This is a genomic window from Acetobacter orientalis (assembly GCF_000963965.1).
Classification (GTDB): Bacteria; Pseudomonadota; Alphaproteobacteria; order Acetobacterales; family Acetobacteraceae; genus Acetobacter; species Acetobacter orientalis.
Window position 1 is genome coordinate 14,029 of record NZ_BAMX01000013.1, and the last position, 18,675, is coordinate 32,703.

14 protein-coding genes and 1 tRNA gene are annotated in these 18,675 nt (G+C 57.5%); 2 read left to right on the forward strand and 13 right to left on the reverse strand.

Annotation, left to right across the window (positions count from 1 at the left end):
* Positions 1 to 190: 190 nt before the first annotated feature.
* The 5 genes from Abor_RS05025 to Abor_RS05045 are packed head-to-tail and all read right to left on the reverse strand — an operon-like array spanning position 191 to position 4,726.
* The gene (locus Abor_RS05025) at positions 191 to 877 is read right to left on the reverse strand and encodes a glutathione S-transferase (RefSeq protein ID WP_048840757.1); all 687 of its coding nucleotides are present in this window, start codon (positions 875 to 877) and stop codon (positions 191 to 193) included.
* 14 nt (positions 878 to 891) lie between these two features.
* Positions 892 to 1,974, reverse strand: a complete 1,083-nt coding sequence (gene mnmA / locus Abor_RS05030; protein WP_048840758.1) for a tRNA 2-thiouridine(34) synthase MnmA — start codon at positions 1,972 to 1,974, stop codon at positions 892 to 894.
* A 32-nt stretch (positions 1,975 to 2,006) separates the two neighbouring features.
* Complete coding sequence (locus tag Abor_RS05035) at positions 2,007 to 2,321, reverse strand: ferredoxin family 2Fe-2S iron-sulfur cluster binding protein (protein ID WP_048840759.1); 315 nt, start codon at positions 2,319 to 2,321, stop codon at positions 2,007 to 2,009.
* A 44-nt stretch (positions 2,322 to 2,365) separates the two neighbouring features.
* The gene (locus Abor_RS05040) at positions 2,366 to 3,550 is read right to left on the reverse strand and encodes a cysteine desulfurase family protein (protein WP_048840760.1); all 1,185 of its coding nucleotides are present in this window, start codon (positions 3,548 to 3,550) and stop codon (positions 2,366 to 2,368) included.
* Between the two features lie 30 nt (positions 3,551 to 3,580).
* A complete protein-coding gene (locus Abor_RS05045; RefSeq protein WP_048840761.1) occupies positions 3,581 to 4,726 on the reverse strand; it encodes a cysteine desulfurase family protein in 1,146 nt (381 codons plus the stop codon).
* A 458-nt stretch (positions 4,727 to 5,184) separates the two neighbouring features.
* Here Abor_RS05045 and Abor_RS05050 point away from each other — a divergent pair, with 458 nt between their 5' ends.
* A complete protein-coding gene (locus Abor_RS05050) occupies positions 5,185 to 5,850 on the forward strand; it encodes an alpha/beta hydrolase (protein WP_048838910.1) in 666 nt (221 codons plus the stop codon).
* A gap of 207 nt (positions 5,851 to 6,057) precedes the next feature.
* On the opposite strand, the gene Abor_RS05055 is transcribed toward Abor_RS05050, so the two are convergent.
* On the reverse strand, positions 6,058 to 6,834 hold the full coding sequence (locus tag Abor_RS05055; protein ID WP_179193338.1) for an RNA methyltransferase: 777 nt from the start codon (positions 6,832 to 6,834) through the stop codon (positions 6,058 to 6,060).
* Positions 6,831 to 8,177 (reverse strand): cysteine--tRNA ligase, encoded by a 1,347-nt coding sequence (gene cysS / locus Abor_RS05060; protein WP_048840764.1) that lies wholly within the window; start codon positions 8,175 to 8,177, stop codon positions 6,831 to 6,833. Before cysS ends, Abor_RS05055 begins: the two co-directional genes overlap by 4 nt.
* Before the next feature lie 159 nt (positions 8,178 to 8,336).
* Here cysS and Abor_RS05065 point away from each other — a divergent pair.
* Positions 8,337 to 8,411, forward strand: a tRNA-Thr gene (locus Abor_RS05065).
* 57 nt (positions 8,412 to 8,468) lie between these two features.
* Here the strand turns inward: Abor_RS05065 and Abor_RS05070 are convergent.
* The 6 genes from Abor_RS05070 to tsaE form a co-directional block, all read right to left on the reverse strand.
* Positions 8,469 to 9,824: a bifunctional folylpolyglutamate synthase/dihydrofolate synthase gene (locus tag Abor_RS05070; protein WP_048840765.1), complete on the reverse strand. Its 1,356-nt coding sequence runs from the start codon at positions 9,822 to 9,824 to the stop codon at positions 8,469 to 8,471.
* An 8-nt stretch (positions 9,825 to 9,832) separates the two neighbouring features.
* Positions 9,833 to 10,747, reverse strand: coding sequence for an acetyl-CoA carboxylase, carboxyltransferase subunit beta (gene accD, locus Abor_RS05075; protein WP_048840766.1), 915 nt, complete (start codon positions 10,745 to 10,747; stop codon positions 9,833 to 9,835).
* A 168-nt stretch (positions 10,748 to 10,915) separates the two neighbouring features.
* Positions 10,916 to 11,242 (reverse strand): thioredoxin TrxA, encoded by a 327-nt coding sequence (trxA, locus tag Abor_RS05080; RefSeq protein WP_048840767.1) that lies wholly within the window; start codon positions 11,240 to 11,242, stop codon positions 10,916 to 10,918.
* A gap of 127 nt (positions 11,243 to 11,369) precedes the next feature.
* Complete coding sequence (gene addA, locus Abor_RS05085) at positions 11,370 to 14,939, reverse strand: double-strand break repair helicase AddA (protein ID WP_048840768.1); 3,570 nt, start codon at positions 14,937 to 14,939, stop codon at positions 11,370 to 11,372.
* Positions 14,936 to 18,112 carry a double-strand break repair protein AddB gene (gene addB, locus Abor_RS05090; protein ID WP_232014976.1) on the reverse strand — a complete coding sequence of 1,059 codons (3,177 nt, stop codon included), beginning with the start codon at positions 18,110 to 18,112 and terminating at the stop codon, positions 14,936 to 14,938. Before addB ends, addA begins: the two co-directional genes overlap by 4 nt.
* Positions 18,109 to 18,570, reverse strand: coding sequence for a tRNA (adenosine(37)-N6)-threonylcarbamoyltransferase complex ATPase subunit type 1 TsaE (tsaE, locus tag Abor_RS05095; protein ID WP_048840769.1), 462 nt, complete (start codon positions 18,568 to 18,570; stop codon positions 18,109 to 18,111). The genes addB and tsaE overlap by 4 nt, the downstream gene beginning before the upstream one ends.
* Positions 18,571 to 18,675 lie beyond the last annotated feature (105 nt).

An 18,675-nucleotide genomic window follows, 5' to 3' on the forward strand; every position in this document is an offset into this window, starting at 1 on the left:
TAAAGGCACGTTCAAATACGCGGTTTTAAAGCTGTTTCAAAAGCCCAAAATTACGGACTGGCAAAGCATTTTTGTAACTGAACAAACAGTTGAGCCTACCCTGATGCTATTCTATCAGGGCGCAGTAATACCGCCTTAGAAAAGAAAAAAGCCACGCCAGACTAGCCTGCGTGGCTTTTGAAACACCCTTTTAGGGAATAGATTCGTATAAAGGGAGTTGCCAGCTTTCTGGCTCCTGCGCGGCATCGGCCTGCCATTCCTGCATAAGAGGATGTTTAATGACCGCCTGCATGTAAGCCTGCGCGACCTCGGACAAACCCGGCACTGCGTAAGAAAGAAAGCGGTACACAACCGGGGCAAACATGGCATCTGCAATGCCAAAATTTGCGCCAAACAGGTAGGGGCCACCTTGGCCAAACTGAGCACGTGTTTCTGCCCAAATGGTGTTAATGCGGGCAATATCCTTCACCGCATCTTCAGGCAATGGAGTGGTAAGAGGCCGCGCAACACGCCCCAAATTCATGGGGAATGTGGAGCGCACCCCCCGAAAGCCGGAATGCATTTCTGCGGCAATAGAGCGGGCCACGGCTCTGGCGGCACGCTCTTGCGGCCAAAGGCTGGGCTCAAACTCTGCGCAATAGTCTGCAATAGCCAGAGAATCCCATACTTTTGCGCCGTCATGCTCAAGGTAGGGCACGCACCCGTTGGGAGACAGAGCTTTGAGGGCACGGGTTTGGCCCGCACCTTCTAGCGCTATAACCTGCACCGTAACTGGCAGTTTAGCCAGCTTAACAGGCAACCAGCCCCGCAATGACCATGAAGAATAACGCTGCGTGCCAATAACAAGCCGCCCGTTGGTGGTCTGGTTGTCTGTCATGCGTCTTTTCTCCCTCAGGCTGCGGTTGCACTTTCTGTACGGCAAATAAACCCACCACCCAAAATACGGGTGCCATCGTAAAACACGCAGGCCTGACCCGGCGCGGGCATGGCTGGCTCTGTGAGCTGCACAAGTGCGCCTTTGGGGGTTGGTATAATATGGGCTGGGCGCGGCACTTCACGCGCGCGCATTTGCACCCGGCAAGACAACCCTTCTGGCGGGGCATCAACCAGCCAGTTTACGTCACGCACGCGCAGGGTATCTACAAACGAGTGGGCACGGGGGCCAATAATAACGCGGCGGCTGGCGGGTTCTACCCCCACCACCATCTGGCGTTCACCATTCAGGCGGGCGGCATTACCCAAGCGCTTACTCTGGCCAACGGTAAAGCGCATAACGCCTTCATGCTGGCCAACAACATTGCCGCTTGCATCTACAATTTCGCCAGCCCCGGCCATTTCAGGGTGCATGCTTTCAACAAGGTCAACGTAAGACCCGTCGCTTACAAAGCATAAATCTTGGCTGTCGGGTTTGCCTGCAACAAGAAGGCCGTATTTTTCAGCCTCGGCACGCACTGCCGCTTTGTCTGGCATATCTCCTAACGGAAAGCGCAGATACTCAAGCTGGTCGCGGGTTGTGGCAAACAAGAACCAAGACTGGTCACGCTCACTATCAACAGGGCGGTGGAGCTCCGCCCCCTGTGGCCCTTCTATGCGGCGCACATAATGGCCGGTGGCCATGGCATCGGCACCAATTTCTTTGGCCAAGCCAAGTAGGTCTGTAAATTTTACGCCCTGGTTACAGGCAACGCAGGGCACTGGGGTTTCACCCGCTGCGTAGGCATCTGCAAAGCGCTCAATCACGCTGTCCTGAAAACGGCGTTCAGCATCTATCACGTAATGCGGGAAGCCGAGGCGGTCTGCTACCGCGCGGGCATCGCGTATGTCTTGCCCGGCACAGCACGCCCCTTTTTTGGCCGCCCCACGAGCATCGTAAAGCTGAAGGGTGGCACCCACCACCTCGTGCCCTTCTGCCTGAAGGCGGGCGGCAACCACTGAGCTGTCCACCCCTCCGGACATGGCCACAAGAATGCGCATGGGCGCTTTCCTTTCTTTCTCTAACGTAAAAATTAAGCCGTGCGCGGCAGGCGCACAACCAGACCATCAAGGTCTTCGGTCATAACAATCTGGCAACCTAGGCGAGAGGTTTTTTCAAGGCCAAAGGCCAAGTCCAGCATATCTTCTTCGTCGTCTGTTGGTTCGGTCAGCTTGGCGGCCCATGTGGGGTCAACAATCACGTGGCATGTGGCGCAGGCCAAAGAGCCTTCGCAAGCGCCTTCAAGGTCAACGCCGTGCTTGTGGGCAATTTCGAGTACGGACAAACCAAGGGGCGCATCTACTGTGCGCTCAGTTCCATCCTGTTCAACAAATGTCATCTGGGGCATTCGGTCTTATCCTGCCAAGGCTGTGTCTTTAACGCGGTGAGAGGTCACACGCACAGTTGTTCCGGGGGTGTGTGGGCTGCACGCACCCTTTGGGCGGCCTGTGCCAGCAACTCTGCCGCACGCTCCGCCTCGGCGGCTGAGGTAAAACGTCCGGGAGAGAGACGCAAGCTCCTTGCCGCTTCTTCTCGCGTTAAACCCATTGCCTCTAGCACGTAAGACGGGGCCAATGCGGCAGAAGAACACGCCGACCCGAGTGACGCCGCAACACCGGGGCACGCAGCAAGTACTGCTTGTGCCCCAACATCTTGCGGCAAACGCACGCTCAGAATACCGGGGTACCGCAGCGCATTATGCGCATTAACGTGCACACCGGGCAGCATTTTTTGCAATTTAGCTAAAAAAGCCGCCTGCACTTGCGCAAGGTGGGCTGCATCTTGTGTCTGTTCGTGCGCGGCAATACGGCAGGCCTCACCAAAGCCAGCTAACAAAAAGCCGGGTAGAGTGCCAGACCGCACCCCACGCTCTTGCCCGCCCCCAGAAAAAAGCGGTTGTAAGCGCACACGCGGCCTACGCCGCACATACAAAGCCCCTACCCCTTTTGGCCCATAAAGCTTGTGCGAAGAGAGCGACGCTAAGGCCAGCCCCATGTGCTGAACGTCTAGCGCAATTTTACCCGCAGCCTGCGCAAGGTCTGCATGCAACAACGCACCCGCTTGTTGTACCAACGGGGCAAGGGTTGCGTAATCTTGCACCACACCGCTCTCGTTATTAACCCCCATGAGAGACACAAGAGCCGTTGGCACCTCTAGCGCCCGGGCCAGTTCTGCCGGGTTAACCAAGCCATTAGGCTGCACGGGCAAAATAACGGGGTCGAACCCTTCTTGAGCGAGGTCGCGCACGCTTTCCAGCACGCATTTATGCTCTGTCTGCGCCGTAATAATGCGTTTGCGCGGGCTACCTTGCGCTGCCAAAAAGCGTGCCGCGCCTTTAATGGCCAGATTGTTGGCCTCAGTCGCACCAGAGGTAAAAATAATTTCTCGTGGGTCTGCCCCTATCAGGGCCGCCACATGGGCGCGCGCGTGTTCGACCATATCTGCCGCCCGCCGCCCCGAGTCGTGCGTGGTGCTGTGCGGGTTACCGTTTTCTTGTGCCAGCGCTTTGGTGACCACCGCCAGCACGCGCGGGTCGCACGGGGTGGTGGCGGCATGATCAAAATACAGTTCTTCCATTTTAGCCCTCCTCCCCCGGTTGTCGGTGGCTTATAAGCCCAAGGCAGGCGTGGCACTTTGGGCCATACGCTCATACGCCTGCACAAAGTGATGTATGTCTTCTTCCTGCACGTTCCAAGGGAGAGAGACGCGAATAGCCTCCCCCGCCTGCTCGCCAAAACCCATGGCCTGCAACACATGCGAATATGCAACCTTACCCGATGAGCAGGCAGACCCGGCAGAGACGCAGATATGTGCCAGATCAAGCCGCATAAGCTGGGTTTGGGCCTTACGCCCCGGCAGTATGAGCGAGCTTGTGTTACCCAAACGCGGGGCCTGTGCCCCACAAACCTTTGCCCCTGCCTTTTGTGCAGCCTCTTCTAGAGTATTGCGCAGGCCACTCAGGTCTCTGGGGGATTGGAGCGAGGCACTAAGCGCCGCAGCTAACCCGGCAATGGCTGGTAATGGCTGCGTACCACCCCTGCGCCCCTGCTCTTGGCCGCCACCTTCAAACAAAGGCTGTAGCCGTGCTGGGGCAGGCCCGGCCAACAAAAGCGCCCCAGCCCCTTTAGGCCCACCCATTTTATGGCCAGAAATGGCTAAACTGCCCACACCACTTTGCGGGACTGAAAACACCATACGCCCAGCAGCCTGCACGGCATCAACATGCAAATGGGCCCCATAACGGGCGCACAGGGCTGCGGCCTCGGCTACGGGGTGCAGAACGCCGGTCTCGTTATTAGCCAGCATAAGGCACACAAAGGCTGGCACATCAGAAGCCGCTAGGGCCTGCTCTAGGCAGTCAAGCTTTACCTGCCCGCTGGCTTCAACTGGTAGCACTGCAACATCTGCCCCCGCTGGCGCCCCTTTGCGCACGGCATCGTGCTCGGTCGCGCCCACTAAAAACCGCCGACCGTGCCCGAGTCCGTGCATGGCCAGTACGTTAGCCTCTGTACCGCCAGAGGTAAAAATGCAGTTAAGCGGGGCGACCTCAAACGCCTGCGCAACCGTATCGCGTGCTTGTTCAAGCAATGCGCGGGCCATGCGCCCTGCACGGTGCACAGAAGATGGGTTACCCTCCAGTTCTGCCGCCTCCAACAAGGCCTCGCGCGCTTGGGGGCGGAGTGGCTCTGTTGCGTTCGCGTCCAGATACACAACACGGGGCTGGCTGGGGCTGCCGTGTGCGCTTGCGGTCATGGTTCGTGGTTCCTGATTTTACAAGGCATAACCGCCATACGAGGCAGAAAACAGCCGATTTGACGATTTATGTGGAATTTTTGCACCCGCACCCGCTATAGAGGGGCCTATGGTCAATACCATACAGCGCAGCAAGGCGTCTCACCACGGAAAAATTTCCGGCAGTGGGGCACCAAGAGACAGAACAGGAGGGAATTATGACCTCATCTTCGGGCACGTCAATGCCGGATTTTCTGCCTCCCCCTTTTCCTGCACCCTGCATGATACCATGTCCATAACTGGTACCCGCCGTTTTGTGCGCTTTGTGCGTAAAATGGTGGGAGAAAATTGCAAGTGGTTGCAGGCGGTATTGGCCTGCCTGTTCTGGGGCAATGTGCGGCATCGCATTGTTTTGGAACACACGCCCAACCTGAATACGCCATGCCCTCGGACGTATTCATACAGTATGCGGAAACCCTATGCCTGAGGTTATGTTTGCCGGTCCAGACGGTCGTCTGGAAGGACGTTATCACCATTCAAACGAACCTAACGCGCCGCTTGCTCTCGTGCTGCACCCACACCCGCTGCATGGCGGCACGATGAACAACCGTATTACCTATGCCATGTACCGCTCGTTTGAAAAAATGGGCTTTTCTGTCATGCGCTATAACTCCCGTGGCGTTGGCCGCTCACAAGGGCGTTATGATGGTGGTATTGGCGAAATTTCAGACGCAGCCGCTGCCCTTGACTGGATGCAGATGGTAAACCCCAATGCCAGCGGCCTCTGGATTGCCGGGTATTCTTTTGGGGCTTTTGTTGGCATGCAATTGCTAATGCGCCGTCCTGAAATTACTGGCTGGATTAGCGTGGCCCCACCCGCCACCTATTACGACTTTGGCTTTTTGGCACCGTGTCCGTGCGGGGGCCTAATGATTGCTGGCGGCAAGGACGACATGGCCCCCGAACCAGCCATTCATAAGCTGGTCGATAAGCTGAACACCCAAAAAGGTGTAACAGTGGACTACCGGGTGTTTCCGGAAGCTGATCATATTTTTGCCAAGCAAGCTGAAAAAATTACCGCAGCGCTTGAAGACCATGTGACAACCGCCATGGCCCAACGCAACATGCCACTCGCTGCTGACTAAAACCTAACACTATACCTCCGGGTGGCGCTTTTCCGCGCGCCCACCCGGAGGTCTGTTTTGCTTAAAACCATAGTCCAAAATTTAGCGCCAAGAGCAAACAGAGCCTTTTATGGCGCAACACGTAGCGTTTGAACTGGCGTTTAAAACACTACGCACCTACGCACGCAGCAAAGCCAACAGCACCTAGCGTGCCGTAAACCTTCTGCTTTAGGCTTTGGGCGTTTTACGTTTATTAGAAAGCTCCCGCACGACACCGTGCAATGTGCGCAGTTCTTGCTCGGTTACTTCCCCACGTGTGAAAAAATGCCGCAGGTTACGCACCATGCCGGGGCGCTTTTGCTCGTTACGCCAAAAGCCACAGTCATCCAACTCTTGCACCATATGGCCCATAAAGTTTTCAAGCTCACCTTTGGTGGCCACGTGGGTTTCGTTGGTCATCAGTTCACGCGCTGGGGTTTGGTCAGCGGCCATCCACCATTCATACGCCATAATCATGACCGCCTGCGCCAGATTAAGCGACATGAAAGCCGGGTTTAACGGGTAGCGAATAAGGCCATCTGCGCGGGCCATATCTTCATTATCTAGCCCGGCACGCTCTGGGCCAAACATAAGGCCCACTTTAAGGCCACGGTTGGTGGCAGACCGCAGTTCAGCAGCGCCACCGCGTGCGGTCATAATGGGTTTTACAATATGCCGAGGCCGTGGGCAGGTGGCGTAAACATGGTGCAGGTCTGCTACTGCATCATCTACCGTTTCATGCACTGTGGCGGCATCCAGAATACGGTCTGCGCCAGAGGCTGCCCGCCATGCCCTCTCTTGCGGCCAGCCGTCACGCGGGGCCACAAGCCGCATATGAAATAAGCCACCATTAGCCATGGCCCGTGCGGCTGTGCCTACGTTTTCGGCCAGTTGGGGGCGTACTAAAATAACAACAGGCGTGTTGCCAACAGGCTCCAGCGGTGCCCCGCCGTCACGCCCGGTCATGCGCGCCTCCAGTTTGTGCCCTCTTTGGTGTCTTCAAGGACAATGCCTTGGGCCTGTAGCTGGTCACGCAAAGCATCTGCCTTGGCAAAGTCTCGGGCTTTTTTGGCTGCAAGGCGCTCGGCTATCAGGGTGTCAATCGCAGCATCTTCTTCAGATGCTTCCCCCTTAAACCAAACCTCAGGGTCTTCTTGTAAAAGGCCCAGCATACCAGCACCTGCTTTTAACGCCCCGGCAGCGGCTCTATCACCCGCAAGTGCTTGGCCTGCTAAAACATGTAGTTCTGCAATGGCAAGCGGCGTGTTCAGATCATCTGCCAAGGCAGCAAGTACCGCTTGGGGCACACTGGCCTGCGGTACGGGGCCTGCGGCCAGCGCACGGTAAAACCGGTCTAGTGTTTTGCGGGCATCTTGCAGGCCTGCCACGGTGTAATTGAGTGTAGAGCGATAATGCGCACCCAGCAGCAGTAAGCGCAGGGCCTCTGCCGGGGCTTGGGCCAACACATCCCGAATGGTCAGGAAATTACCGAGAGATTTTGACATCTTCTCGCCTTCCACCAACAGCATGGCATTATGCACCCAGTAATTGGCAAACTTACCTTGCGGGAAGCAGCACAGGCTTTGGGCGCGCTCGTTTTCATGGTGCGGGAACAAAAGGTCTGACCCACCGCCGTGAATATCAAAACTTTCACCCAAATAACGGTGCGACATAGCCGAACACTCAATATGCCACCCCGGCCTACCCCGGCCCCAAGGGCTTTCCCACCCCGGTTGGTCTTGGCCGGAGGGTTTCCAGAGCACGAAGTCTCCGGGGTCTTTTTTGTAAGTGGCAACCTCTACACGGGCACCGGCCACCAGTTCTTCTGGGTCTCGGCCAGACAGCGCACCGTAAGACGGAAAAGACGCGACTGAAAACAAGACGTGGCCATCGGCTGCATAAGCGTGGCCGTTTTCTATCAGGCGGCTAATAAGCGCCTGCATTTCGGCAATGTTATGGGTGGCACGCGGCTCAATATCAGGTGGCAGCACGTTCATGGCGGCCAGATCAGCGTGGAATTCTTCAGTGGTGCGGGCCGTAAGGGTTGCTATGTCTTCCCCATTGGCGTGGGCGCGGGCGGTAATTTTGTCATCAACATCGGTAATGTTGCGCACAAATGTTACGCGCGGGTAGATAAAACGCAGCAGGCGCACCAGCACATCTGCCGTAAGCATGGCACGCAAATTACCAATATGCGCCAAGTCATACACCGTTGGGCCACAATAATAGACCTTTACATGCTCGGGGTCGAGCGGTGTGAAGGGTACCGTTGCGCGGCGCTGGCTATCATGCAGAGAAAGGTGGGGCATTGTTTCTGGCTCTGAGTGCGGCATGATGGACTAGATGCGCCAGCACTCAGCGCGATGCAATATCGTAACGCTCAAAAATGTCGTATAGAACGCAAAACCAGCCTTGACGTGGAGCAAAATTTCCCGTTTTAATCCGCTCCAACACAGATCGTGCGTTATGCCCTTATAGCTCAGTGGTAGAGCAACCGCCTTGTAAGCGGTAGGTCTTCAGTTCAAATCTGAATGGGGGCACCATTCTCTCTCTTTTTTACCGTGTAATGTAACAGCTGCCTTTATGGCACGCGGGTGCTTTTACGCACCCGGTTTCCAGCCATCTTGGGTAAGCGCTACCCCTGCCAAGTAAAGGCTACCACAAATAAGCACACGCGCTGGCGTGCTGGCAGACTCGGGCTGAGCGCTCAAGGCCGCAAGAGCTTGGGCCAAGGTTGGCCCTACCTGTGCTTTACCGCCAGAAGCCGCCACAATAGCCTCAACCGGTAAAGCTAAATGCTGCTTAGGTTCGCTAATAGCCCAAAGCGTTGTGGCATAGGGTAATACCGGGCCTAAAAAGCCAGATGCGTCTTTGGTTTGCTTCATACCCACCAGTATATGCAGTGGGCGGTCGTTCCAGTTTTGTAGCTCTTTGGCCAGTGCGTGACCGGCACCGGGGTTATGCCCGCCATCAAGCCAGACCTCCCACCCTTGGGGCACTTGTGCGGCCAACGCACCTGTTAGGCGCTGCATACGGGCTGGCCAAGAGACCCGGCCAATGCCCTGCCACGCAGTATCTGGCACACTAAGGCCGGTCGCCCGTAAAGCCGCCACAGCCAAACCTGCATTTTCAACCTGCCACGGGCCAGAAAGTGCTGGGCATGGCAACGTTAGGCTGCCCTTGGCATCTGTATAGGTAAGAGACACCGGTTTACTGGTGCCATCTTGGGGCATGGTGGCGGTAATGTGCCACTCATGCCCACGCCGGTTTAGGGGGGCACCAACACGGGCGGCTTCGGCCTCTAGCACCGGCATAACCTCAGCGGGTTGTGCGCCGGTAATGGCGGGCACGGCGGCTTTAAAAATACCCGCTTTTTCTGCTGCGATAGCGGCAAGTGAGTTACCAAGAAACGCCTCATGATCCATAGAGACTGAGGTAACAATGCAGGCGGCTGGGTGCTTGAGCACGTTTGTGGCATCGCACCGGCCACCAAGCCCTACCTCAATAATAGCAAGGTCTGCCGGGTGGCGGGCAAAGAGTAAAAAGCCTGCTGCGGTAAGCACTTCAAACACGGTAATGGGGCTACCGGCATTAATGCGCTCAATTTCTTCGAGCGTGGCAACCAGTTCAGCCTCGCTTACCAGTTTGCCAGCAATACGGAAGCGCTCCGTAACATCAACCAGATGCGGGGATGTCATGACATGCACGCGCCAGCCTGCGGCCTCGCCCAAAGCCCGCAAGGTGGCACAGGTGCTGCCTTTGCCGTTGGTGCCTGCAACATGAATAACGGGGGGCAGCTTTGCCTCTGGGTTACCCAGTTTGGCCAGCAAAGCCTCTAGCCGGTCTAGCGAGAGGTCTATTAATGCCGGGTAAAGATGGTTGAGACGTTCCAGCACCGCTCCGGTGCGGCCAGAGAACTCGGTCGTCGGCGCGGGGCCGGGGGCAGATGCTGTCACGGACGGGTTTACTCGGCTGCTGTAGGGGCGGCTGGCTGTTTTTCTGGTGCGGGCGGCGGTGGGGCTGTAATGCCCTCTGGTGCGCTGGTAAGCAGGCCAATAAGGCGGCCCAACGTTTCGCGCATGTCTTTGCGGCTTACCACCATGTCGAGCATACCGTGGTCGAGCAGGTATTCAGACCGCTGGAAGCCTTCTGGCAATTTTTCGCGCACAGTGTCCTGAATAACGCGGGGGCCAGCAAAACCGATCAAGGCATTTGGCTCACCAATTTGCACATCACCCAGCATGGCAAAAGATGCCGTAACACCACCGGTTGTGGGGTTGGTTAGCACCACAATATAGGGCAGGCCTGCTTCTTTAAGCATTTGCACGCCAATGGTGGTGCGCGGCATTTGCATAAGGCTTATCGCGCCTTCCTGCATACGGGCACCACCAGAGGCTGTAAAAATAACCAGCGGAGATTTTTGCAGCACGGCCAAACGGGCAGCAGCCACAAAACGCTCACCAAAGGCTGCGCCCATGGTGCCAGCCATAAACTCAAACGCCATAACCGCAACAACGGTTGGGTGGCCACCAATGGTGCCATGCGCCACAACCAAAGACTCATCAACGTGGCTTTTGCTACGCGCGTCTTTTAAGCGGTCGGTATATTTTTTCTGATCTCTGAAGTTGAGCGGATCTATGGGGGCAGACGGCAGCTCGATACGGGTAAAGACGCCGTTATCAAACGTCCAAGCTAGGCGCTCTGCAACGGGGGCCTTCATGTGGTGGCTGCAATGTGGGCACACATTCAGGTTTTTGTGCAGCTCTTTGGTCAGAACCATCTGACCGCAGGACTCGCAGTTGGTCCACAGATTATCCGGCACTTCACGGCGCAAAAGACCGCGAATTTTAGGACGGACATATTCAGTGATCCAGCTCATCTTGACCCTTGTAACTGCGAGAGAGGAAAAATGGGCAATAAGCCCCTTATTGGGCTGTGCATTACGCTGCTTACGCGCATATGCCAAGTATTATGCGCCAAAACCCTTATGGCGCACAGTACGGCAGGCCCTTCAGCAAAGGCCCTGCACAGCCCTTAAAACGGCAGCTTAGAGTGCTGCTTCAACCCAAGCTTTAAGCTGGCTTTTAGGCAGTGCGCCCACTTTGGTTTCGACCACTTTGCCGTCACGCACCAGCATAAGGGTAGGAATGCTACGCACGCCATAAGAGGTTGGGGTTGCTGGGTTTTCGTCAATGTTCACTTTGGCGACAGTGACCTTACCTGCGTATTCTTTGCCAATTTCTTCTAGGGCTGGGCCAATCATTTTGCATGGGCCGCACCATTCTGCCCAGAAATCAACTAAAACCAGACCCTGTGCCTTAAGCACATCAGCATCAAACGTGGAATCGCTGACAGCAAGCGTATGTTCACTCATCTTGTTTATCCTTCTAGCGGGGCGGTGTTTACCCCGTTTGTTTGGCTGCCTTGCACCACAGCGCCGCAAAGGCCGGGCTGGCCGCTTGGCGTGTCTGCTCTTACACTTAGAGTGCTCGGGCCGCGGGTCAAGATGTAGCCCCACCGGGAGCATGTGCCGCTAACATCGTATCGGGCAGCACATCGGCCCGAGGGCCTTCTGTCCAGACCAGCACACACACAATGGGTTTTGTAGGGTAAAGTCCTTGCAACAAGGCCCGGTAAGCCGCCATTTGCCGCAAATAAAGCACAGGGGTACCCGCAACATTACGGGGCATGTGCCGCCCGCTTTTAAAGTCACACACCAGCACGCGGTCTGGTAAAACACGCATACGGTCTACTTGGCCCACAATAACCTGCCCGCCAGCCAGGCCTGCCAGTTTTTGTTCAGCCCGCGCTTCGGGCGCAAATAGGGGGGCTAGGTCTGGCAAGGCCAACACACCTAAAACCTGATGTGCCAAATGCTGGGCCTCTGCCGGTTTTAGGCCACTGGCAGGCCGGGCCAGCCACCCTTGCGCGCGCTCGGCCCATTGCTCTGGCGGGTGGGCGGGCAAATACTGCAACAACGCATGAATAAGATTACCGCGCCTAAAGGCTGCCTCACGCGCCGCAGCGGGGGTAATGCTGGCAACATCAAGCGGTGAGCGCACAGGAGGTAGCGGGCCGAGCATGGCATCATCTGGCCTGCTGGGGCTTAGTGGGCGGGCCAAGGTTTTTTCAGCCACGGGTAGCACCGGCCGCCACAAGGGGGCGTGGCCCATCCAGCTTGGCAACGCAGGGCGGCTTTCTGGGCCGGGGGCTGCGCTGGCCTGCTGGGGTGGCTGTGCGCCGTCTGGCTGTTGTAAGGCTGGTACTTCTTCCAACACCAAGGCTTCGCCCTGCCAGTCACCTTCTTGCCAAGGGCGTTTTTGTGCGCCTGCCGCTTCAAACCCCACTTTACACCGCTCGTACCAGCTTTCTGGTGGAATATGCTGGCTTGGCATCCAGCCACACACAATAAGCCGCTCGGCTGCACGGGTAAGGGCCACGTAAAGCAGGCGGTTATATTCTTCTATGGCACAGGCTTGTGTTGCCGCCCGCAAAGACTGGGTTAGCCCGGTCGCCAAAGCGCTGCGGGGCACATACACCGGTACATCTAGCCCGGTATGTTTGTCTTTGGCCCAAAAAAGCCGGTCTTCGTATTTTGGTTTGCCTACCGTATCGGGCAGAATAACCAAGCGGGCCTGCAAACCTTTAGCCCCGTGGGCGGTCATCACACGCACGGAGTCCCCTCCGGCTTCGGCCTCTCGCTTTACACTTTCTTCTGAGTTGCGCAGCCAATGCACAAACCCCTGCAAAGACGGCGGGTGCTGCTCTTGGTAGCGCAGGGCGGCAGACAGCAGTTCATCTATCGACTCGGCTGCTTCTGGCCCAAGGCGGGCCAGCAGGCGTGCACGCCCCCCTGCCCTGCCCAAGGCTTCAGAGAGCAGTTCATGCGGGGTCAGGTAATCTACCCGGTGGAACAAACTATCAAGCAATGCCCAAGCCTGCGCCCACTCTGGCCGCTCGGTATGGCGGGTGCGCAAGGCAGACCAAAGTGGCTCTGCGGGCCTGCGCTGTGTCGCTAAATCCATCAAGCTGGCATCAGACACCCCGCCCAGCGGCGAGGTTAGGACACACGCCAGTGTCAGGTCATCTTGGGGTAACAACAAAGCCGCGCACAGTGCCATAAGGTCTTGCACGGCCAATTGGTCTGCCAAGCCAGTACGCACCAAGGTTGCTACCGGCACGTTCTCGGTTTTAAGGGCGCGAATAAGGGCCGTTACAAAAGGGGAGCGCCTTGGCACCAGAATAAGCACATCACCCGGTGTAAGAGGTTTTTCTCCTGCCTGCGGCGGGGTGGCCAAGGTGCGGGCAATATGGCGGGCAAGGGTATCTGCCAGTTTTTGGCGCGGGCTTTGGCGGGTGGTGTTCGCTTGGGCCGCCTGCCATGGGCTGGTGCTTTCATCTTCCTCCTCTCCCGCTTCGGCCAAGGGCCAAAGCTCTACGCGCCCACCTTGGCCGGGCCGGGCACTTTGGTGGTGCATGGCGCGGCCATCTTCCTCCGCAACGCCTTTGGCGGCTTCTGGCACAGAAAAAACAGCATCAACCAAGGCCAGAACAGGGGCGGTAGAGCGGAAAGACACCGTAAGTTCAGGCTCGCGCCAGCGTAAGCCCGCAGCCTGTGTGCGCTCTTTAAACACCCGCCGCCATGTTCTGAACGAATCCGGGTCTGCCCCCTGAAACCCGTAGATGGACTGTTTATAGTCCCCCACAGCAAAAACAGTGCGGGGTGTTTCGTTGAGGGTACGGGTTCCTTCTCCGGCAAAAAATTCCTCGGTCAGGTCTCCGGCAATGCGCCATTGCTCGCGTGAGGTATCTTGCACTTCATCAAGCAGCAAATGGTCTATGCCGCCATCTAACTTATACATAACCCATGCTGCCCCCGGCTCGCGCAGTAGGCCTAAGGTGCGGCGTATCAGGTCATCATATTCAACTAAACCGCGCTGGGTTTTACGCGCGGCATACAGGGCGGCAACGGGGGCGGCACTTTGTAAAAGCGCTACCCCTAAACCGGCCAAAGCACGGGCACGCAGGGTTTCTTCTACGGCCACAATACGCTCGGCCTCGCGTACTAAATACTCAGCTTGGCTTGTATATTTGGTGCGGAGCTTGGCGGTAATAAGCCCGGTGCTACGGGGTTTGCCATCTTTGGTCAGAAAACCATTACGCCAAACATCCCACTGCTCGGCCCGTTGAATAGGGGCAAGGGTGAGCCAGTCGAGCAATACCAGCACATTACGCTTAACCGTATCTGTGCCTTCATCTGCCAAAATGCCCAAAAAAGCACGGAGCGTTTCCTCGTGCGGGATAGCGGTGCAGGCGGCTTGGCGTTGGTCGAGGTCTGAGCCTTTTAGTGCGGCAGGCGAAAGACCCAGCACCCGGCTAAAAATGGTCGGAATATCCTGCGGCTGTTTAAGTGCCCATTCCAACATACGCTCAGCCTGTGGCAAATGCCGCAATTTACCGGCCAGAGAGACAAAGTCGCTTAAGCCTATTTGCCCTGCTAAGGGGGCAAGAGTAGCGGTGTTTTTGCCGCCCAGCACGGTTTCTACACACCCCAACAACGCGAGGGAGGCATCTGTTTCCTCCATCACGGTAAAATGGGGGTTCATGGCAGCTTCAAGCGGGAAGCGGCGAAGCAGCGACTGGCAAAAAGCATGAATAGTGCCAATACGCATACCGCCGGGCAGGTCGAGCACATCTGCAAACAAAGCGCGGGCCCGGCGGCGGGTTTCTGGCGTGCAAGGCACAGACAGCGCGTGCAGTTCTCGATCGAGCGCCGTATCTGGCAGCGTGACCCACCGGCCAAGGCGCTGTTGCAACCTAATGGCCATTTCTGCGGCTGCGGCTTTTGTAAAAGTAAGGCACAAAATATGGGCGGGGTGGCTGCCCGGTGCAATATCTCCACTTTCAAGCTGGCGGGGCAGCATAAGCCGCAGCAGGCGGTCTATGAGCAGTTTGGTTTTACCGCTCCCCGCAGAAGCCGACACAAAAACCGATGCTGTAGGGTCTGACGCCAGCCCTTGCTGCACGTTAGCCTGCGTAATGGCATCTAAAGAAGCAGGATGCGTGCTCATGCGTCGTCCTCCGTGCGGGCGGTGTTCCACTCCGGCACGCGGGCCAAGCGGGCATAGTCTGCAAACCGCGGCTCTTGCCCTGGGTGGGGGTGTGACAGGTAGGGTTGCTCGGGGTTGTCATACGCCTCTACCCGCGCACGCAAGTTGGCCCATGTCTGCTCTGCCAGATCGGTCAGGGTGCAGTCTTTTTCTGACTTAACGCCAGCCTCCTGCCCCGGCTCTGCCCCGCCGGTGAGCCGCCAATACACCAAGCCTTCAATATCTGGTGGGGGGCTGTCTTTTGGTAAGGGCAAACCAGCAAACCCGCCGCGCAACAACATGGCGGCCTCAAGCGGTAATTGGGGGCTCCACCCTGAAAGCACATCTCGGATGGTGGGAAGCGTGCCGGTTTTATAGTCACGCACAATAATGCGGCCCTGTTGGTCGTAATCAATACGGTCTGCCCGGCCAACCAGTTGAAACGCGCCATGTGGCGCATCTGGCATGTCTACCTTACCACGCAACTCGGTTTTAATGGCGGCTGGGGTGCCGTTTTCGGCGCGGTATGCGTCTTCGGCCTGCACAACCCATGTGGCTATGCGCATAAGCCTTGGCTCCCACCATGCGCGCAACGCAGGGCGCAGGCTTTGCTCTGCCAATACGGTTTGGAACATGGCCTGCAATGCGGCCTCTGCATTGTTTGGCCACGCTGTACCGTGGTGGGCAAACCAACGCTCTAGGGCGGCATGCACGATCATACCGTAATCAGACGCATCGGCGGCTTCTTCAAGCTCGGGCATGGGCTGTAGGCGCAACACATGGCGGGCATAAATGGCGTAGGGATCGCGCATCCATGTTTCAATTTCGGTCACGCTTAAGCGGCGGGGGCGGAGGGCAACCGCAGGTGTGGGGCGGGGTGGTTTAACGGGCTGCGCTGGCCCTGCCGGGCGGTCTAACATGGCCAGCCAGTCTGCTACCGGGTGAAGCGGCACTTTAGCCCCCCGCCCCGCCAGAAATGCCTCCAACCGCGAAAGCCAACGCGCAGGCACAACCGGTGCGCCGTCTCGCCGCCGGGGGCAAGACAGCACGACCTCAGATGCGGCTGTAGCACTCGCAAAAAAATCGTGCGCAGCTTGGCCTATGCTTTGCTCGGGCGATGGTAGGCCAATTTCTTGGCGCATAGGGCGGCTCATCCATGGCCCGGCATCAGCTACCGGGGGCCATACGCCTTCTGCCAAGCCCCCTAAAATAACAGTATCTGCTGTTTGCAGGCGGGCCTCAAATAACCCCCAAATAAGTACACGCGGGTGTAGGGCTGCGGGGTCTCCCCCCCGGCGGCTGGCCACACGTTCTTCAGCCAATACAGCACTCAGCAAACCATCGAGCACGGCAGGGGGTTGGGGCGGTAAAATATCTGTTGCCAGCATAAGCTCTGTCAGTTTGCCAGCCAGAAGGTTACCGTCCTCACCCCGCCAAAGGCGTTGGGGGGCTTCTTCCGTATCGGTTGCAACCAGACGCTCCACCGTTTGTACCAATGCGGCCAGCAGGTCTGGCACGGGGGCCTGAAAACCGGGTGCGCCTACGGTAACATGCTCTGGCATAATAGCAGCCTGTTCGGCTGTATCAGGCCATGCCAGCACAGGCTCCAAGCACGTTGCCACACGGTCTATAAAGGCAAGTAGTGGCTCTGGGCCAAAGGGGCGGTCGGCCTCGGCCCCCGCTTCTGTCTGGGCGGCTTTTTTCTCGTGCTTAGCCTGCTCTGCCAAAGCGCGCTCTGCGGCCGCACGTAGGGCTGCAAAACCGGGTGGGGGTGCTGGGCCGCGCAGCACAACACGCTCTAACAAACGGGCAGACGCACGGCACACACCCGCAGGCAGCCCACACGCCACAAGCGGGTGTTTTAACAAAGAAAGTAACGGCACCGGGGCGTAATGGCTTTCTACCACTTGGGCCACAAGCCGCAGCAACACCCCACCCGGTGTGCCAATGAGAGAGGCCCCGCCGCTATCATCGGCCAAAATACCCCAGCGTGAGAGCTCGGTTACCACACGGGCTGCCAAGCCCCGGTCTGGAGTAATAAGGGCTGCCCGCTTACCCGGTTGCTCCAGCACATTGCGCATAACCATGGCAATGGCCACGGCTTCTTCCTGCTGGTCTGCCGCATCAAGTTTAGACACATTAGGCAACGCCACGGGGCCAGCTTTTGCCCAGTCATCCAACGCAGAAGCCGGGAGTAGGGCACGGCCTAAAACATGTGCACGCTCTATAAACCCACCTTGGCCGTGCCACACCTGCACATCGGCCCGCGTGGCCTCTAGGGCCGCAAGTAAATGGCTTAAACCAGCTTGCGGGTGGCTATCGGGTAGGGTCGCAAACACATCGTCCGGCATGGCCATATCTAGCCCCGGCACAACCACCATACCGGCGGGGCAAGCCATAATAGCCCGTAATGCCTCTGCCGTTGCGGGCATAATATTGGTAAACCCTGCGGCCCATAGGGGTGTTTCGTCACCCTGCTCCGCCTGTTTGTGCCACGCTGCAGCTTGCGCACGGAGCAAGGCCACCTGCCGGGCTACGGGGTTCATCACGCCTTGCGCCTGTAACCATGCAGGCCATGCCTTGGTTACAATTTCCAGAAATTCGAGAATAATTTGCCAATGTTGTGCAAAACCGTCCTGCACGGCACCGGGTAAGCGCTCGGCTAAGGGCACATCGGCCCACTCGGCTTCGTCCATTAATTCAGCGAGTGCTTTGGCGAGTGGCCATGCTTGGTCGAGTGTTGGGCGTGTGCCAAAGGCTTTATCGGCATGCAACACAAGCCGGGTCAGGACAGCAAGGCGGGTCATGCCTGCTACGGCGGGGGGAAGAGCCAGCCCTTGCTCGCCGCCTAAACCAGAGGCAAGGCCAAGCTCTGCTTCATCCAGCGCACTAATAGGCACAATGCGGGGCAGCAGCATGGGTTTGCCGTCCATGTGCCGCAAAAAGGCTTCAGTTAAGCCGCGCGCCGCGCGCCTGCCGGGCAAAACAAGTGTACCATTGCCCATAAGGTGCGGGTCCCACCCGGCAGCGTCGAGCCAGCGCAGTGCAAGTTGATCCAGAAATGGTAAATGCGCAGGAATTGTAGCCAGCTTAACCTTACCAACGGGTACATTGGCATGCGGCACCATGTGCCCAAATACTTCAGCGTGGGTCATGGGGCTTGCACTACCCCCGCTGCAGGTAGGCGGTCTTGCCAGCCTTCGACACTCAAGCTGCGCACACCATCAGCCCCAACGGTTAAAGTAAGCTGCAAAGCGTCTTGTGGGGCTAGGTCTTCTAGGCGTTCTGGCCATTCAACAAGCACAATCCCTTCTCTGGCTTCGTCCCACCCCAACTCTTCCAGTTCATCTGGGCCGCCAAGCCGCCACAGGTCAAAATGAGAGAGTGCGCCAATGGGAGCCTGATAGGTTTGCACCAAGGTGTAAGTAGGGCTTGGCACTTCTAAGGCCGGGTTTTGGCAAACGGCCCGTAAAAAAGCCCGTGCAAACACGCTTTTGCCTGCCCCAAGCGGGCCAGAAAGCAAAATGACATCACCCACACGCGCCAATTTGGCAAAATATCTCGCCAGATCCTGCGTCGCGTCTTCAGTGTGCAAAAGGTGGGTGCTGGCCATTATCTTTTCTCTCCGCAGCCGAAGGGTACGCTTCTGTTTAAGCGTTTAAGCCCCAGAACAAAAGGCAGACACACCCAGAGCCCCACGCTTTGAATGTGCGCTCCA

Bases quoted from the DNA above. Each gene is read 5' to 3' on its own strand.
- tsaE (WP_048840769.1), bottom strand. From the start codon at position 18,570: ATGGCCAGCACCCACCTTTTGCACACTGAAGACGCGACGCAGGATCTG.
- Abor_RS05050 (WP_048838910.1), top strand. From the start codon at position 5,185: ATGCCTGAGGTTATGTTTGCCGGTCCAGACGGTCGTCTGGAAGGACGT.
- addA (WP_048840768.1), bottom strand. From the start codon at position 14,939: ATGAGCACGCATCCTGCTTCTTTAGATGCCATTACGCAGGCTAACGTG.
- Abor_RS05035 (WP_048840759.1), bottom strand. From the start codon at position 2,321: ATGCCCCAGATGACATTTGTTGAACAGGATGGAACTGAGCGCACAGTA.
- addB (WP_232014976.1), bottom strand. From the start codon at position 18,112: ATGACCCACGCTGAAGTATTTGGGCACATGGTGCCGCATGCCAATGTA.
- cysS (WP_048840764.1), bottom strand. From the start codon at position 8,177: ATGCCCCACCTTTCTCTGCATGATAGCCAGCGCCGCGCAACGGTACCC.
- trxA (WP_048840767.1), bottom strand. From the start codon at position 11,242: ATGAGTGAACATACGCTTGCTGTCAGCGATTCCACGTTTGATGCTGAT.
- accD (WP_048840766.1), bottom strand. From the start codon at position 10,747: ATGAGCTGGATCACTGAATATGTCCGTCCTAAAATTCGCGGTCTTTTG.
- mnmA (WP_048840758.1), bottom strand. From the start codon at position 1,974: ATGCGCATTCTTGTGGCCATGTCCGGAGGGGTGGACAGCTCAGTGGTT.
- Abor_RS05025 (WP_048840757.1), bottom strand. From the start codon at position 877: ATGACAGACAACCAGACCACCAACGGGCGGCTTGTTATTGGCACGCAG.
- Abor_RS05045 (WP_048840761.1), bottom strand. From the start codon at position 4,726: ATGACCGCAAGCGCACACGGCAGCCCCAGCCAGCCCCGTGTTGTGTAT.
- Abor_RS05055 (WP_179193338.1), bottom strand. From the start codon at position 6,834: ATGACCGGGCGTGACGGCGGGGCACCGCTGGAGCCTGTTGGCAACACG.
- Abor_RS05040 (WP_048840760.1), bottom strand. From the start codon at position 3,550: ATGGAAGAACTGTATTTTGATCATGCCGCCACCACCCCGTGCGACCCG.